The sequence below is a fragment of the Bacillus sp. 0102A genome, assembly GCF_036765155.1.
Lineage (GTDB): Bacteria > Bacillota > Bacilli > Bacillales > Bacillaceae > Bacillus > Bacillus subtilis_G.
Map to the genome: position 1 here is coordinate 79,626 of NZ_JBAIZW010000009.1, position 14,547 is coordinate 94,172.

The 14,547-nt window shown below is 40.0% G+C and carries 17 protein-coding genes, 7 tRNA genes and 1 pseudogene; 3 read left to right on the plus strand and 22 right to left on the minus strand.

Annotated elements, in window-relative coordinates:
* Positions 1 to 269 precede the first annotated feature (269 nt).
* Positions 270 to 617 (minus strand): hypothetical protein, encoded by a 348-nt coding sequence (locus tag V6D41_RS19005; protein WP_333519317.1) that lies wholly within the window; start codon positions 615 to 617, stop codon positions 270 to 272.
* An 864-nt stretch (positions 618 to 1,481) separates the two neighbouring features.
* Here V6D41_RS19005 and V6D41_RS19010 point away from each other — a divergent pair.
* Positions 1,482 to 2,294 carry a MerR family transcriptional regulator gene (locus tag V6D41_RS19010; protein WP_333519318.1) on the plus strand — a complete coding sequence of 271 codons (813 nt, stop codon included), beginning with the start codon at positions 1,482 to 1,484 and terminating at the stop codon, positions 2,292 to 2,294.
* A 90-nt stretch (positions 2,295 to 2,384) separates the two neighbouring features.
* Positions 2,385 to 3,074 (plus strand): DUF554 domain-containing protein, encoded by a 690-nt coding sequence (locus V6D41_RS19015; RefSeq protein WP_333519319.1) that lies wholly within the window; start codon positions 2,385 to 2,387, stop codon positions 3,072 to 3,074.
* Positions 3,075 to 3,542: 468 nt separating this feature from the next.
* Here V6D41_RS19015 and V6D41_RS19020 read toward each other — a convergent pair whose 3' ends face one another.
* From V6D41_RS19020 to V6D41_RS19070, 11 genes and pseudogenes are all read right to left on the minus strand, one after another.
* Positions 3,543 to 4,211, minus strand: a complete 669-nt coding sequence (locus tag V6D41_RS19020; protein ID WP_333519320.1) for a hypothetical protein — start codon at positions 4,209 to 4,211, stop codon at positions 3,543 to 3,545.
* Between the two features lie 81 nt (positions 4,212 to 4,292).
* Positions 4,293 to 4,412 carry a phosphatase RapI inhibitor PhrI gene (phrI, locus tag V6D41_RS19025; RefSeq protein WP_010886415.1) on the minus strand — a complete coding sequence of 40 codons (120 nt, stop codon included), beginning with the start codon at positions 4,410 to 4,412 and terminating at the stop codon, positions 4,293 to 4,295.
* Positions 4,369 to 5,206, minus strand: a pseudogene (locus V6D41_RS19030) (tetratricopeptide repeat protein); the annotation flags it as partial. The gene phrI and the pseudogene V6D41_RS19030, both read right to left, overlap by 44 nt.
* A 154-nt stretch (positions 5,207 to 5,360) precedes the next feature.
* Positions 5,361 to 5,444 (minus strand) — tRNA-Leu (locus V6D41_RS19035).
* 79 nt (positions 5,445 to 5,523) lie between these two features.
* Positions 5,524 to 5,605: transfer RNA gene (locus V6D41_RS19040), tRNA-Leu, on the minus strand.
* Positions 5,606 to 5,616: 11 nt separating this feature from the next.
* Positions 5,617 to 5,692, minus strand: a tRNA-Lys gene (locus V6D41_RS19045).
* A gap of 26 nt (positions 5,693 to 5,718) precedes the next feature.
* Positions 5,719 to 5,793 (minus strand) — tRNA-Gln (locus V6D41_RS19050).
* A 12-nt stretch (positions 5,794 to 5,805) separates the two neighbouring features.
* Positions 5,806 to 5,877, minus strand: a tRNA-Glu gene (locus V6D41_RS19055).
* Between the two features lie 29 nt (positions 5,878 to 5,906).
* Positions 5,907 to 5,997, minus strand: a tRNA-Ser gene (locus V6D41_RS19060).
* A 4-nt stretch (positions 5,998 to 6,001) separates the two neighbouring features.
* Positions 6,002 to 6,076, minus strand: a tRNA-Asn gene (locus tag V6D41_RS19065).
* A gap of 123 nt (positions 6,077 to 6,199) precedes the next feature.
* Positions 6,200 to 6,652 carry a SprT family protein gene (locus V6D41_RS19070; protein WP_333519321.1) on the minus strand — a complete coding sequence of 151 codons (453 nt, stop codon included), beginning with the start codon at positions 6,650 to 6,652 and terminating at the stop codon, positions 6,200 to 6,202.
* 102 nt (positions 6,653 to 6,754) lie between these two features.
* On the opposite strand from V6D41_RS19070, the gene cmpA reads away from it, so the two are divergent.
* A complete protein-coding gene (cmpA, locus tag V6D41_RS19075) occupies positions 6,755 to 6,868 on the plus strand; it encodes a cortex morphogenetic protein CmpA (RefSeq protein WP_003225207.1) in 114 nt (37 codons plus the stop codon).
* Between the two features lie 9 nt (positions 6,869 to 6,877).
* On the opposite strand, the gene V6D41_RS19080 is transcribed toward cmpA, so the two are convergent.
* The 10 genes from V6D41_RS19080 to ndoA all read right to left on the minus strand — a co-directional run bounded on the left by V6D41_RS19080 (position 6,878) and on the right by ndoA (position 14,545).
* A complete protein-coding gene (locus V6D41_RS19080) occupies positions 6,878 to 9,037 on the minus strand; it encodes a Tex family protein (RefSeq protein ID WP_333519322.1) in 2,160 nt (719 codons plus the stop codon).
* 203 nt (positions 9,038 to 9,240) lie between these two features.
* On the minus strand, positions 9,241 to 9,840 hold the full coding sequence (rsbX, locus tag V6D41_RS19085; protein ID WP_148963064.1) for a phosphoserine phosphatase RsbX: 600 nt from the start codon (positions 9,838 to 9,840) through the stop codon (positions 9,241 to 9,243).
* The gene (gene sigB / locus V6D41_RS19090; RefSeq protein ID WP_333519323.1) at positions 9,840 to 10,628 is read right to left on the minus strand and encodes an RNA polymerase sigma factor SigB; all 789 of its coding nucleotides are present in this window, start codon (positions 10,626 to 10,628) and stop codon (positions 9,840 to 9,842) included. The genes rsbX and sigB overlap by 1 nt, the downstream gene beginning before the upstream one ends.
* Positions 10,594 to 11,076, minus strand: coding sequence for an anti-sigma B factor RsbW (gene rsbW / locus V6D41_RS19095; protein WP_148963062.1), 483 nt, complete (start codon positions 11,074 to 11,076; stop codon positions 10,594 to 10,596). The genes sigB and rsbW overlap by 35 nt, the downstream gene beginning before the upstream one ends.
* On the minus strand, positions 11,073 to 11,402 hold the full coding sequence (gene rsbV / locus V6D41_RS19100; RefSeq protein WP_333519324.1) for an anti-sigma factor antagonist RsbV: 330 nt from the start codon (positions 11,400 to 11,402) through the stop codon (positions 11,073 to 11,075). The genes rsbW and rsbV overlap by 4 nt, the downstream gene beginning before the upstream one ends.
* 61 nt (positions 11,403 to 11,463) lie before the next feature.
* Positions 11,464 to 12,471, minus strand: a complete 1,008-nt coding sequence (gene rsbU, locus V6D41_RS19105) for a phosphoserine phosphatase RsbU (protein WP_003225194.1) — start codon at positions 12,469 to 12,471, stop codon at positions 11,464 to 11,466.
* A gap of 11 nt (positions 12,472 to 12,482) precedes the next feature.
* Positions 12,483 to 12,884 carry a serine/threonine-protein kinase RsbT gene (gene rsbT / locus V6D41_RS19110; protein WP_003240352.1) on the minus strand — a complete coding sequence of 134 codons (402 nt, stop codon included), beginning with the start codon at positions 12,882 to 12,884 and terminating at the stop codon, positions 12,483 to 12,485.
* Between the two features lie 3 nt (positions 12,885 to 12,887).
* Positions 12,888 to 13,253, minus strand: coding sequence for an RsbT antagonist protein RsbS (rsbS, locus tag V6D41_RS19115; RefSeq protein ID WP_003225190.1), 366 nt, complete (start codon positions 13,251 to 13,253; stop codon positions 12,888 to 12,890).
* Between the two features lie 3 nt (positions 13,254 to 13,256).
* Positions 13,257 to 14,081: an RsbT co-antagonist protein RsbRA gene (gene rsbRA, locus V6D41_RS19120; RefSeq protein ID WP_148963060.1), complete on the minus strand. Its 825-nt coding sequence runs from the start codon at positions 14,079 to 14,081 to the stop codon at positions 13,257 to 13,259.
* 113 nt (positions 14,082 to 14,194) lie between these two features.
* On the minus strand, positions 14,195 to 14,545 hold the full coding sequence (gene ndoA / locus V6D41_RS19125) for a type II toxin-antitoxin system endoribonuclease NdoA (RefSeq protein ID WP_003156187.1): 351 nt from the start codon (positions 14,543 to 14,545) through the stop codon (positions 14,195 to 14,197).
* Positions 14,546 to 14,547: the final 2 nt, after the last annotated feature.

Here is a 14,547-nt window from a genome sequence, read left to right on the forward strand (position 1 = left end):
AATATCTCTTCTCCCTTTACTTTTTCATATTGATGTACTCTTTAACAAAAGCCAACACGATCATTTAGCCCTGTTCATCACCCCTTCTAATCTTTGTATTCATCACCTTGCATAATTCATCATTATCAGTGAAAATGTAGACTCTTTCCAGTCTGTTTCAGATTGTAAATATACTGATTCAGATTGCCTGCCACCTCTTGTCGAATTGTTGATTTACGCTGAATAGAAATAAGAGTGATGGACGATTCATCACTCTTTTACCTTGTTTTTTATAAATAAATCACTAAAAAACTAACAACAATAACCGCACAAACTTTATAGCCCAGCTCTTTTTTATTAAAAAGATAAAATAGTGACTGGATTCCGGAGCTAATTAAAAATGCATGAAAAACATACTCAAATGTAAAATGGAAACCCTGAAAAACAAACTGCATGAAAAGGGCTACTCCAGACAGATAAAACCAGCCATGGTCATTAAAGATGTTTTTCATTTCTGATTTGGCTTCATCAGCTGAAGATATAGAAACAGATTCAATTAACAATTCTCTTTTTAGAGTTAAAAAACCAGCTGCAAGAACCGATAATCCTAAAATTAGCAGAATAATTGCCTTAAGCATAAAATCCTTCCATTCTCATTAAATGTAATCTACTTCATCAACTCTAACAATTGTTTCGTTTATATATGGGGACACTGCAGTGAATAATTATGTATTTCAGTATAAAAAGATATCATCAAAGGGCTCGACTTACAACCAATTAGATTACATAATTTTAGACATAAACATGTTTCGCTATTAATAGAATAGATGATTACATAACAATTAAAGAGCGTTTAGGACATGGAAACAAGTGATATTTCCGAATAGCTACACCCCAAACAGAAGAAAATCGCTGATAAATCAGGTTACTTACTTTAGGTAAGTGGGCAGTTTGTGGTCAGTAGATCATTTAAAAATAAGCACAAAAAAATACCAAGGGCGTCAAAACCCTTGGTATCATTGATGCGGCCGAGAGGACTTGAACCTCCACGGGTTATTCACCCACTAGGCCCTCAACATAGTAAATCCGTATCATTGGTTATGAAAGCTTATTTTCATTACACTCCTTATATTCATTTTCCATCATTTCTATACGTTTATATTAATTATGGTTAAAAAATGGTGAGCCAAAATAATGAACATCTGTCCTAACTTTTTCTTCTTATCGATTAAGGATTTTAATCTCTTTCTTGTAAGATAAAATAGTGCTTTTCATTGCCAGACAGTTAATGCCATGTCATTGGTGCCACGTTCGCTAAAGTAACCATCTGTATTCACCTCAAATCAAATAAAGAATAGATATAAAATTTATCAACTCAATCTTGATCTTGATTACGGCCGTCTATATAAGGGAAAACTTTACCTTTAAGGTTACTGCATCATATATAATGTGTGTGTACACAAACAGACTAAACACACTTTATTAACAGAAAGGTTGTTAGGATGAAGGAATTTTTCTCTATTGGAGAAGTATCTAAGTTATTCAATGTAAACATACCTACTCTTAGGTATTATGATGAAATTGGTCTCTTGAAACCAGAATTTACAGACGAACATAATAACTACAGATATTATTCCACGCAACAATTTGAACGATTAAGTACAATTAAGTACCTGAGGACATTAGGTTTGCCAATAAATAAACTACTTGATTTTTATGATTCTCTTGAAGTAGATACTCTGATTCAGATGCTGAAAGACCAGCAAACTGAAATTGACCGAAAAAAGAGGGAATTGGCACGCATTGAGAGAAAGATCTCTCGTCGCATTAAACAAATGGAAGACGCAGTTAATATGCCGCTAGAAGAAATTTCAAAAATTAAACTTCCTGAACTGCGTGTGGCGTATTTACAACATGAATATATTCTTGGCCAAGATATTGAGTATCCGGTAACAGAATTGAGAACAAAGTTTAAGGTCCAAAAAGATATATTTTTAGGGAAAGTAGGATTATCCATTTCAGCAACAAATATAAAATCACATAAGTTTGACCGATATTCCAGTATATTTATGGTTCTGGAAGATGAAGATGAAATAATTTCATCTGAAATCACTTTCCCCTCAAGAGAATATCTGCAAATTAGATTTAAAGGGTCACATCCAGAATCAGCACAATACTACGAAATGTTACTTACATATATGAAAAAGCATCATTATGAATTGGCTGGCGACTCAATCGAAATAACGCTGATTGATTATGGGGTAACTAATAATCCAGACAATTATGTGACTGAAATACTTTTGCCAATCCAATAAATTTAATTAATGGCTGTTACATCCACTTGACCCTCAAGCAACTTGAGGGTTTATTTTTTTGAAAGGAACTATTATTGGAGGAGATAGCCTATGTTTGGAACAATTTTTAACACAGTTATGATAATTGTAGGAAGTTTAATTGGAGGTATATTCAAAAAAGGAATTAAAGATGAGTACCAAGAAATACTTATGCAGGCAATGGGATTCGCCGCAGTTGGACTAGGGATCAATGCCTTTACACAGCATTTGCCTTATAGTAAATACCCAATTCTATTTATTGTAAGTTTAGCTATTGGGGGATTGATTGGTCAGAGCATAAATCTAGAACTAAGATTTAACAATTTAGTCAACAAGTTCTCCAAAAGTAATTTAGCCGAAGGTTTATCAACTGCAATCTTATTATTTTGTATAGGTTCATTGTCAATATTAGGTCCTGTTAATGCTGCTCTGCATGAAGATTATACTTATCTTATAACAAACGGTATGTTAGATGGTATCACTTCCATTGTGCTCGCTTCCACATTTGGTTTTGGAATAGCAACATCTGCGGTTGTATTATTTACCTGGCAAGGCTCAATATACTTATTTGCAAAATTAATGGAAAGTGCATTAAATACAGATCTTATTAATGAAATAACAATTGTAGGAGGCATACTAATCCTTAGTTCAGGATTAAGTATTCTGGGAATTAAAAAATTTAAAACTTTGAACCTCCTGCCATCGCTGTTGATTCCGCCTATTGTAATTTTAATTATTCATGTATTTGGATTACAATTTTAAACCTATTATCTATTTATTATAAAAAATAATCGTTCTGGCCAGACCAGCTACAGTAAACTTAAATGAACAAATTGAAATACCTGTGCAGTATACTTGTCATGGTTCAGTATGAGTATCATACTTAAAGAGATCAGCCTGAAAAGGTTTGCTCTTTATCTTTTTAAAGTAGCCAGAAAAATATCTATACTTACCGGTATTGGGTGTCCCTACTCGTCAATGGTGCCATGTCATGAACTCCTAAAGGAGATTTAATAACTCACTCCAACAACAAAAAAAGAGACCAATATGTTTTAGTATCTTCATCTAAATCGAGTCCCTCAACCTAGTAAAAACGTATCATGGGTTACAAAAGCTTTTAACCACAGCATCTGATTATTTTATTTACACCTATTTTCATCATTTTTCATGAATTCTGGGCACCAATTGGGCACCTTACTGAGACCAATTAACACTACATTTCATCAGCATCTAGAATATACGACTCATTGCCCTCTCATAATGAAAATCTTCCAAATCTCTTTGATATTGTTCCCATTCTTGCTTTGTATACAGGTATCTCTCCGCATCTACTTCCTTCATTACGTTTCTTTCTGTGATATGTTCTTGGAAAAAATCAAGTATATGACTATATAAAAATTTTATCTTCTCAACTAACTCATTAACACTGGGTTCATCTAAAATGATTGAATGATGTGTTATATGATTTCGATAGTCATTAATAAGTATTATTGCCGTCTCAACATCTTCTGATATATTTATATCAAGTAAAAACTTAATTCTTTTAATCGCTTCATTCAAACTAATTGTATACAATTGTTTCTTTTTATTGACGTTGCCCAAATCAACGTCAAAAACGTTTCGCTTGTTATTAAATTCAAACGGGTTTTTCTTACCCTTACTTTCATTCTTTAACTTTTCTTTTGCTTCCATATATAAATTTATATCAGTAAATATTAATGATTCATTTTGCTTTGACAATATGTATTTCAATAAAATTTCTATTCCATGATTAAGAAATATAATCGCATCTTTTAAAAAGTGATAACTGCTTTCCTTATGATACTTCTCAAACTCTTCTATGTTAGTTTTAGCTTTCTTTAATGAATCTATGCCGTTTTCTAATAATGAGTATTCCATTTCACTTTCCTTCTTTTCGTATCTATTTTTTATAAAAAGCTTAATCAAAAAGATTAAGATTTTTATAATTATATTAGTAACCTATGCCCCTACCCTATCTGCGGCAACTTTGATCTCAGTATTATGATCACTTTGCAGATAAGTTATTGAAAATACACTACTTAAAATCACTGCAGCCAATAGAATCCGGCTGATTTTCATTAATAATCTCCCCTTTTTTAATTTTTCGTCTTGCTTCAATACTCATACGATAATATTCATTAGAGAGCATTAAATTTCCTTGTTCATGAAAATAATCAGCGACTTCAATCGAAAAATTTTCAACATCAGCAAACATTTTTCTCGAAGCCAGATATGAAAATGCATTCTTTATTAATTGAGTCTCACCATCAGAAAAAATAATCCCTCTAATATTTTGAATTTCGCTGAGTATTCCTTATCATCACTTTTATCGGCAATAAATCGCCCTTTCCTAAAGTATATCAAAGCAACATCATAACTTTGTTGTTTTGCTTCAACATAGGTTAAAGTGAATAAAGTCTTTGTCAGGACACTATGTTTTGATTTTTCAAAAATTTCTAACGCCAAGATTAAATGTTGTGAAGCCTTTTTATACTCCTTCAATTCATCATAACAAATTCCAATATTACATGTGTGACATTGCAATTAAATGATCTATGTTACTTTCCTTGACAACTTCTTAAGAATTCAAAAATTGTTCCAAGGCTCTTTCATATTCTAAAGAATCGATCAGGTTTCCTGCTACAATAAATTGACAACGCACAGTTTGGAAAGCGTACTCTTCATACTCTCTAAATATCTTGAGTGATTAAAAAAATAAAATAGTATTCCAACATGGCATAAGCATTATGGAGATCTTCCATTTCCTTAGATTCCATATAACTCAACATTATCTCGCGCCTAAATTCCAATAGCTTACAATATAACAAGGCATCTTGGTTTTCTTCCATGTTTAGCAATTCTTTCTCTACTTTTGCAACTTGGAGTTTGAGGTATTAGTCACTACTAATAAATGCTAAAATGTTTATCCGTATCTAATGCTGATGACTTACTCAAATAAGTGGGCAGTAGATCATTTAAAATTAAGCACAAAAAATACCAAGGGTCTACAACCCTTGGTATCATTGATGCGGCCGAGAGGACTTGAACCTCCACGGGTTATTCACCCACTAGGCCCTCAACCTAGCGCGTCTGCCATTCCGCCACGACCGCGTGATCATTAAATTGTTTGTGCTGGTTTATTAGGCTCTTAACCTAGTAAAGCCAATTTGCGTGCACTTTGTAAATAAAGTGCGGGTGAAGGGACTCGAACCCCCACGTCGTAAGACACTAGATCCTAAGTCTAGCGCGTCTGCCAATTCCGCCACACCCGCAAAAAGACAAATGGTGAGCCATGAAGGACTCGAACCTTCGACCCTCTGATTAAAAGTCAGATGCTCTACCAACTGAGCTAATGGCTCTTGCTATTAAATTTCAAAAATAAAAATGGCTGGGCTAGCTGGATTCGAACCAACGCATGACGGAGTCAAAGTCCGTTGCCTTACCGCTTGGCTATAGCCCAACGAAAATGGAATGACCCGTACGGGATTCGAACCCGTGTTACCGCCGTGAAAGGGCGGTGTCTTAACCGCTTGACCAACGGGCCGATGGTTGAGAACTTATATCGAAATCTGATGGCGGAGAAGGAGGGATTTGAACCCTCGCGCCGCTTACGCGACCTACACCCTTAGCAGGGGCGCCTCTTCAGCCACTTGAGTACTTCTCCAATATGGCTCCACAGGCAGGATTCGAACCTGCGACCGATCGGTTAACAGCCGATAGCTCTACCACTGAGCTACTGTGGAATAATGAGACAAGGATTATTATATCAGCCTTGATTTACAGTGTCAAGAGATGAATGTTTTTCATTTATCTCTCGCGACGACTTTTATAATGTACCATAGGCTTGCCATATTCGTCAACCTTTTTTACGAAAAAAATCTTTTTATTTTCCCGCGGCATTTTCCGCACCTGTATCTGTCAGGGTTCATGGCACGTTTCTTTATATACTGTTGGCCGCAGGCCGTACAGATATACCTATAAGTTTTTTTGTTTTCTGTTTTTTTCTTAAGGGGTGTACAGAACCTTGGCGCGTTGACCTGCTGCATCAGCACTCGAAAATCTCTGTCTCTATGCTTGTACCCCTTTCCTTCAAGGTGAAGATGATAATGGCAAAGCTCGTGCTTAATGATGCCGATCAGTTCTTCCCTGCCGTGTTCAATCAGGTATTTTCTGTTCAATTCAATGTTATGAGAGGTTAACAGGTACCTTCCGCCCGTCGTTTTAAGCCTGTCATTAAAAAGCGCCTGATGGCGGAACGGCTTGTTAAAATACGTTTCAGAAATATCCTCTGTCAGTTTTTGAAGCTCTTTGTTATCCATGGTGCACCTCACTTAAAAAACATTGAACGGGACAATTCACCGTTCGCATACAATATGGTAATACTGTCCCTCTTATGATAAAAGCTGAGGAGGAATGAGCCTATGCCAAATTGGCTTAAAAAACAGATGCAGAAAGCGTTCCTTGAAAAAGATAATTACCAAATCAAACTGCTGAATCAATGCTGGTATTTCTATAGGAAAAAACACTGCTCATAAGCAGTGCTTTTATTTTATCATAGACAGCGATACTCTGCCTTTTTGTACATCTACACCGTCAACCCAAACCGTCACAATGTCACCGACGGACACGACATCAAGAGGATGCTTGACGAATTGATTGCTGAGTTTTGAGATATGCACAAGCCCGTCTTGTTTGACTCCGATATCAACAAACGCTCCGAAGTCCACTACATTGCGCACGGTGCCCTGCAACTCCATTCCCTCTTTCAAATCTTCCAGCTGAAGGACGTCTGTTTTCAGCAAAGGCTTAGGCACCTCATCACGGGGATCGCGTTCCGGCCTTGTCAGCTGTTCACAAATATCTTTCAGAGTGATTTCGCCGATTCCAAGCTCTTTTGCCGTTTCAGAAAGCGCCAGCTGATTGATTTTGTCCCTCGATTCCGCCGTGCCGATTTGTTCTGTTGAAAGACCGAGCTTTTTCAATAGCGCTTTTGTTTCTTTATAGCTTTCCGGGTGGATGCCTGTTCTGTCCAAAGGCTCTGTCCCTTCCTGCACTCTTAAGAAACCGATGCATTGCTCATAAGTTTTCGCACCGAGTCTCGGGATGCCCTTCAGTTCTTTTCGATTCGAAAACTTCCCGATTTCCTCACGCTTTTTAACAACGTTGCCTGCTACAGACTTTGATAATCCCGCTACATATTGAAGCAGCGCGGCGGATGCTGTGTTGACGTTTACTCCCACCTGGTTTACGACTGTTTCGACGACGAACCGCAGAGATTCATTTAAACGTTTTTGGCTGACATCATGCTGATACTGTCCGACCCCCACAGATTTCGGATCGATCTTGACAAGTTCCGCGAGCGGATCTTGAAGTCTTCGCGCAATGGATACGGCACTGCGCTCTTCAACCTGAAGCTCAGGGAATTCTTCTCTGGCAAGCTCAGAAGCCGAATACACGCTTGCTCCCGCTTCATTGACGATCACATAATAAATTTTGCGCGGCATGTCCTTCAGTGCATTGACGATGAATTGCTCTGTTTCTCTGGACGCCGTGCCGTTTCCGATCGCCACCATCTCGACTTGATACTGCTCGAGAATCGCTTTGACTTTCTCATGGGCTTCTTTCGTTTTGTTGACTGGCGCATGCGGGTAGATGACATCAATTTTCAAGACTTTCCCTGTCTCATCTGACACAGCAAGCTTACAGCCCGTTCGGAAGGCTGGGTCAACACCGAGAACGGTTTTGCCTTTCATCGGCGGCTGAAGCAGAAGCTTTCTCAGGTTCTCAGAGAAAATATGAATCGCCTGTTCATCCGCTTTTTCTGACAGTTCTTTTCTGATTTCACGCTCGATCGCCGGCTGGATCAGCCGTTTATAGCTGTCTTCAATCGTCTCCTGCAAAATCTCTTTTACGGACGTTGTGCGGTTTTTGATAATCTGTTTTTCTAAATACGCCTTGATGTAATCTGCCGGCGGTTCGATTGATACCTTTAAAATGTCTTCTTTTTCGCCGCGGTTCATCGCCAGCACTCTGTGCGGAACGACTTTTGCGATTGGTTCTTCGTACTCATAATACATTTCATACACATTTTTTTCGTCTGTGTCCGCCGACTTTCCGGCTGCAGATTTCATGGTTCCTTTTTTAAAGGTTTCCTGGCGAATCCACTTCCTGAAACTTGGCTCGTCTGAGATTTGTTCCGCAATAATGTGCTTGGCGCCTTCAATCGCTTCTTCCCGTGTGAACACTTCTTTTTCTTTGCTGATATATTGGTCTGCGGCTTCTGCCAGACGGTTATCTTGCGGAAGTGTCAGGATATACTCGGCAAGCGGCTCGAGGCCTTTGCTTTTCGCGACTGTCGCCTTTGTTTTGCGTTTTTGTTTATACGGGCGGTAAAGGTCTTCCACTTCCTGAAGCTTCACCGATTGCTCGATTTTACGTTTCAAGTCATCTGTTAATTTATCCTGCTCTGCAATGAGCCGGATAACTTCTTCTTTTCGCTGATTCAAGTTTTGTATGTATTGCCAGCGTTCAGAAATTGTCTGAATCTGAACCTCATCCATTGAACCCGTTTGCTCTTTTCGGTATCGGGCGATAAACGGGACTGTGTTGCCGTCTTCAAGCAGGCGGATGACACTTTCAACGTGTTTTTGTGACAAACCGATTTCTTTCGCAATTTGCTGTTTTAAAAGGGCTGACGTTTCCATGTAACCATAGCCTCCAATTTTGTCGTTCTTTCTCTAGTGTATCAAAAACCGAAAGAAACACATAAAAAAAGACAGCTGGGCAGCCGTAACTTTCTTTGTTCTTCAACGCCCAGAAAATTCCGTTTGATTGCTGGCAGTTTCCACATATTGAGCGCACCATTACAAAAAAAGAAGCCGGATGTCCAGCTTCTTTTTCTGATCTCTTAGGACAGCTGTCCAAGAATATAGGTCAGATCATCTTTTCTCGATGTTGTGTACATTTTCAGTGAATTCGATATGTCTTCTACCGATTGGCCTTTTTTCAAATGGGAGCGGATATCGGGTACGTTTAGTCCATCGGTATGTATAATGAACTTTGAACCCTTTTCATAGGTGGCGGTGTGTGTTTTGTATTTTTGCGGCTTTCCTGATAAATAGCCTGAAATCGGCAGAGGATAAAAGCTGTCACCAGACGGGGAATGCAGAATAAACCGTACGTTTCCGACAGAGCAGTACGTAAACTGCCTTTGTTTAAAATTGATTTTCAGGATAGAAGCTGTAGCGCCTCTTTTGTGTTTCATCGCCTGATTACAGCGTTCAATAATGCTTTGTACGTCTTCATTCGCATAGTTTTCCGCTAAGGCTTTGATTGCTGCGGAAGATTCGTTGGCAAGCGATCCGCTTCCAAGTCCGTCAGCTACCGCGCAAATTAACTCCTTATCATCAGCTTTCATATAAAAGCTGTCGCCGCAAATCGATTTTCCTTCTTTATTCAGTTGGAATACAAGAGTTTGAATATGCTCGTTTTCTTCAACCTGGATCATTACATTAACTCCATCGAGGGATCTTCAGTCAAGGCCTCTCTGAGCTTCTTCACAGCTTTGCGCTGCAGACGCGAGACGTGCATTTGAGATATACCGAGAATGTCCCCAGTTTCTTTTTGGCTTTTGTTTTGAATATACGTAAGGTCTATGATTTGTTTTTCACGGTCTGAAAGGACATGAAACACGCTTTGCAGCATCATTTGCTGGTTGACCCGCTCATATCCATCCTCCTGTGATCCGACGATATCAAGAATCGTGACGGTGCTTCCTTCCGCATCCGCTTCAATGCTGTGGTCAACGGATAAGGCTTGATAGCTTTTGCCCATTTCCATCGTTTCAAGAACCTCTTCTTCCGAAACATCGAGGAATTCGGCAATCTCTTCTACTTTCGGCGACCTTTGTGTTTCAGTCGTCAGCTGATCAACCGCCATTTTGATTCTTGGGCCCAATTCTTTGATTCGTCTCGGTACGTGAACGCTCCACGTCTTATCTCTGAGGAAACGTTTAATCTCACCAATAATCGTCGGTATCGCAAAAGCTTCAAACGATTTGCCGACCACCGGATCGTATCGCTTAATCGCTCCCAGCAGCCCGATCATGCCGACCTGGCGAAGATCCTCGTGGAAGCTTTTGCCTTTTGAATATTTTTTCGCAAGCATATCAACAAGATTTGTATATACCTGCACAAGCGTTTCTTGCGCCTGTTCATCTTGATTTATTTGGTATTCGCTTATGAGCCGATCGACTTCATCCTTAGTTAGTTTCGTAGTTTTTGATGGTTGTGTCATGATCAACTCGCTCCCCATTTAAATACTTTGTCATCGCTACGGTGACGCCGGAGTTGTTTTGCACTCTGACTTCATCCATAAGCGTTTCCATTAAATATAGACCGAGCCCTCCTTCTGATAATTGATCAACTGTGTGCGAAGGTGTGTACGGCCCTAGATCCTGTTGCTTTTGGTCGAAATCAAAGCTGTCTCCTTCATCCGCCACAATGACCTCTAAACGGTCTTCAAACACACCGAATCGGATTGACACTTCACCATTTTTATCTTCTTTGTAAGCATGCTGAACCGCATTCGTACACGCTTCACTGATTGCGATTTTCAGATCTTCAATTTCATCATACGTATAGCCCATTCTGCTTGCGACGCCTGACAGCGTCAGCCTTATAATCCCTACATATTCAGGCTGGGCCGGCACTTTCATTTCGATGTAATCAGCATTATTCTTCATTGCACTCCACCTTCTGACTTTGCAGAAATATCAATGATGTCCTTCAAACCTGTAATCTCAAACAGACGAATCAGCCGGTCAGAAAGATTTTCAAGTTTCAGCGACCCGCCTTGTTTTTTCACTGTTTTAAAGATGCCTACAAAGACGCCGAGTCCGGTACTGTCCATGTAGCTGACATCTTTCAGGCAAATTTTTAAGTCAGCGCCTTGTTCTGCCAGAGGAACGAGCTTCTCTCTGAGCACCGGAGCTGAGTATACATCTATTTCTCCTGCAATGTTTACTTGTGTATCATTCACGTTTTGCTTCACATCAACATTTATATTCATTCTTATCACCTCAAATTATCCTTCAAATCATTAATTGTTGTATACCCCCGGCTGGCTGATGCTAAACCTTTCTTCGCAAAACAATTAACGTAAAATCATCGTGAAGCTGAAAGTCCTGCAATTTGAGGAGGCTGTCATAAATGTTTTTGACCATTTCCTGCGCAGAGGAACACATATGTTCCTCAATGAGTTTCTGCAGATCAGGACGCTCCAAGAAACCGTTTTCCGTTCTGCATTCTGTGACGCCGTCAGAAAATAAAACAATCATATCGCCCTTATCGAGATGCTGATCAAATTGTTTGTAGTCATAATCCTGGGAGATGCCAAGAACGAGCCCTTTGGCCTCTAAATCGTAAAACGTGTTGTCTTTTTGAGAATAATAGAATCCCGGTTCATGTCCCGCTGAAGCATATGTAAATTGATGCTTGTCCATATTGTAATTGGCATAAAGCATCGTAATAAACATGCTGGCGTCAACGTTTTGTTCGACAACCCTGTTTAAATTTTTCAGCACCTGAGAAGGATGTATGCCCGTTTCCGGCAAAGAGTCCATCGCGTATTTAATCATGGACATACAAAGAGCCGCCGGAATGCCTTTTCCGATCACATCCGCGATTGCGATATTAATGGATTCCTTGTCTTTGACAAAGTGGTAATAATCACCGCTCATCTGTTTAGCGGGCACACTGATGGCACCGATATCCAGCGCTTCTTCCTGCGGAATCTTTGTTCCGAGCAGCGTCTGCTGGACATTCGCCGCGATTTCAATTTCTGATTTAATTTCCTGCTGTATTCCCCTGAGGGTTTGATGCTCCTGATAAGCCATTCCATATCCAATCATGACTTCTATTAAAAAATCCAGCGAATGAAAAACATCTTCCGGGAGACTCGGATACAGCTCCTTCAGCACTTTTCGGTGAATGCTGATGATTTCTTCCGGAGGAATTTGATGCTCGATTGTTTTTCGGCTGAATTTTTGTGCTTGATATAAAGATGTTTCTGTTAATTCAGCTATATATCGACTAAGCAGCTGATGATACCGCTGCTCAATAACCTCCCTAAAATCCACTTTCTTACCTCCTACCGAAGCCATTTAATGGCTTGTATCTCTGTTCCTTCCCCCGATACGGAATTTAAACTGAATTCATCCATCAGCCTTTTAACACCAGGAAGTCCCGCTCCTAGTCCGCCAGACGTTGAAAATCCGTCTTCCATGACTTTACGGATATCAGGAATTCCCGGCCCTTGGTCTTCCGCTATGATTTTCAGGCCCTTTTTTCCTCTGTCAGCGACCTGTTCAATACCAATCTGGCCTTTGCCGGCATACAAATAAATGTTCCTGGCTAATTCTGAAATAGCCGTTGTAATTCTAGCCTGGTCTACCGTGCCGAAACCCAGTTCTTTTGCAACATTTCGCCCCAGTTGTCTGGCCGCCACAATATCCCATTCTGTCATGATTTTTACACAGGATTGGTCGTTCATTCGCTATTCCCCCAATTCCCGCTTCAATGTCTCAAGCCCCTGCTCTAAGTCGAGCGCAGTTTCGATTTCCTCAAGTGCGATTCCAAGTTCAATCAGCGTCACTGCCACAGCGGGCTGAATGCCGGTCAAGACCACTTTCGCCCCCATTAACTTAGACATTGTAATGACGTCGCCCAGCACTTTGGCGATAAATGAATCAATCATATCTACAGATGTCAGATCAATCACGACTCCGTTGGCACCTGTTTCGTATATTTTATTTAATAAGTCTTCTTGAAAGGTCAATGCTGTTTGGTCATCAAGTTCCCATTGAATGGACACTAATAAGCAATTATACAGTTTCAAGATCGGGATTTTCGGATGTCTCAAATGTTATTCCCCCAATGAAACGATTTTTCGATCCGTCATTTCCAATGCTGTTTGAATTCCTTTTTGCAGGGTATTCTTAGTAATAATCTGGGATAAATCAATGCCCAGGTTGACAATGGTCTGAGCAATTTCCGGACGGATGCCGGCGAGCAGGCATTTCGCACCGACAAGCCTTACCGCTTCAGACGCCTGAATAATATGATGGGCAACCATCGTGTCAACGACAGGAACACCTGTGATGTCAATCAGCACGACTTGTGACCGGTGTTTGACGACACCGTTAAGAAGATTTTCCATAATTCGTTTTGCACGTTCGGTATCTATTGTTCCGACCAGCGGCATCACGGTGATGTTTTCAAACACCGGGATAAGCGGCGCAGATAGCTCCTGCAGCGCAATTTTTTGCAAGGATACGGTTTTTTCCCACGAGATTGAGTATTGGTTGAAGATTTCTGTATTAATCGGGCTGAAAAAGCGGTCAAGCTGCCAGATTAATTCCGTACTCTCTTGATCTGGCAATCTCTTATCGTTCATCTTCGTGTAGAGACGCTTCCAGAATTCAGCAAGCGCCGTAGCCAGAAACTTCAAAGAAAGTCCAATTTGGACGGTTCTCAGCGCCAGTTCGCTGATCTGGCTTTCAGCCGCGCTGTCGTCCTTAACAGACTGCAGAAGAATGTCGATATATTCCTTAGATATATTTTCATACACTTGGTCAGTCAGCTGGTATGATTCTTGCTCGCTTAATTCTCTTAGTGTGTCAGTCCACAGTTGGAGCAGTTCATTTTGATTCTCGGCAATGAACTGGTATACAGTCTGATTCGACATCAAATTCGCTTACCTCCCGATAAAAAACAACATATTTTTTGTTATTACACTATTATATCGTTTATGTTTTTTGAAAACAAAAAAAGTTGCTCGATTTGAGCAACCTGCACATATGTCTAAAAATCAATGAGTGCCAAACTGATTTGTAAGGCTTCATCAACCTTATCCATCATTTCATCATCCAGATGAGTAATCTTATCCGTTAACCTTTGCTTGTCAATCGTCCGAATTTGCTCCAGCAAAATAACGGAATCTCTTTCAAAACCGTAGCGTTTTGCATCAATTTCGACGTGGGTTGGTAATTTCGCCTTCTGTATTTGCGCTGTTATGGCTGCAACAATAGCAGTTGGGCTGAAGCGATTTCCGATGTCATTTTGGATCACTAAAACCGGGCGCACCCCGCCTTGTTCTGAGCCAACAACAGGAGATAAATCAGCAAAATAAACATCGCCGCGTTTCACAATCAAAT

Coding starts and splice junctions, on each gene's coding strand:
- V6D41_RS19005 (WP_333519317.1), bottom strand. CDS start 617: ATGCTTAAGGCAATTATTCTGCTAATTTTAGGATTATCGGTTCTTGCA.
- rsbV (WP_333519324.1), bottom strand. CDS start 11,402: ATGAATATAAATGTTGATGTGAAGCAAAACGTGAATGATACACAAGTA.
- V6D41_RS19020 (WP_333519320.1), bottom strand. CDS start 4,211: ATGGAATACTCATTATTAGAAAACGGCATAGATTCATTAAAGAAAGCT.
- V6D41_RS19015 (WP_333519319.1), top strand. CDS start 2,385: ATGTTTGGAACAATTTTTAACACAGTTATGATAATTGTAGGAAGTTTA.
- rsbT (WP_003240352.1), bottom strand. CDS start 12,884: ATGAACGACCAATCCTGTGTAAAAATCATGACAGAATGGGATATTGTG.
- V6D41_RS19010 (WP_333519318.1), top strand. CDS start 1,482: ATGAAGGAATTTTTCTCTATTGGAGAAGTATCTAAGTTATTCAATGTA.
- V6D41_RS19070 (WP_333519321.1), bottom strand. CDS start 6,652: ATGGATAACAAAGAGCTTCAAAAACTGACAGAGGATATTTCTGAAACG.
- cmpA (WP_003225207.1), top strand. CDS start 6,755: ATGCCAAATTGGCTTAAAAAACAGATGCAGAAAGCGTTCCTTGAAAAA.
- rsbW (WP_148963062.1), bottom strand. CDS start 11,076: ATGAAGAATAATGCTGATTACATCGAAATGAAAGTGCCGGCCCAGCCT.
- phrI (WP_010886415.1), bottom strand. CDS start 4,412: ATGAAAATCAGCCGGATTCTATTGGCTGCAGTGATTTTAAGTAGTGTA.
- sigB (WP_333519323.1), bottom strand. CDS start 10,628: ATGACACAACCATCAAAAACTACGAAACTAACTAAGGATGAAGTCGAT.
- rsbX (WP_148963064.1), bottom strand. CDS start 9,840: ATGATCCAGGTTGAAGAAAACGAGCATATTCAAACTCTTGTATTCCAA.
- V6D41_RS19080 (WP_333519322.1), bottom strand. CDS start 9,037: ATGGAAACGTCAGCCCTTTTAAAACAGCAAATTGCGAAAGAAATCGGT.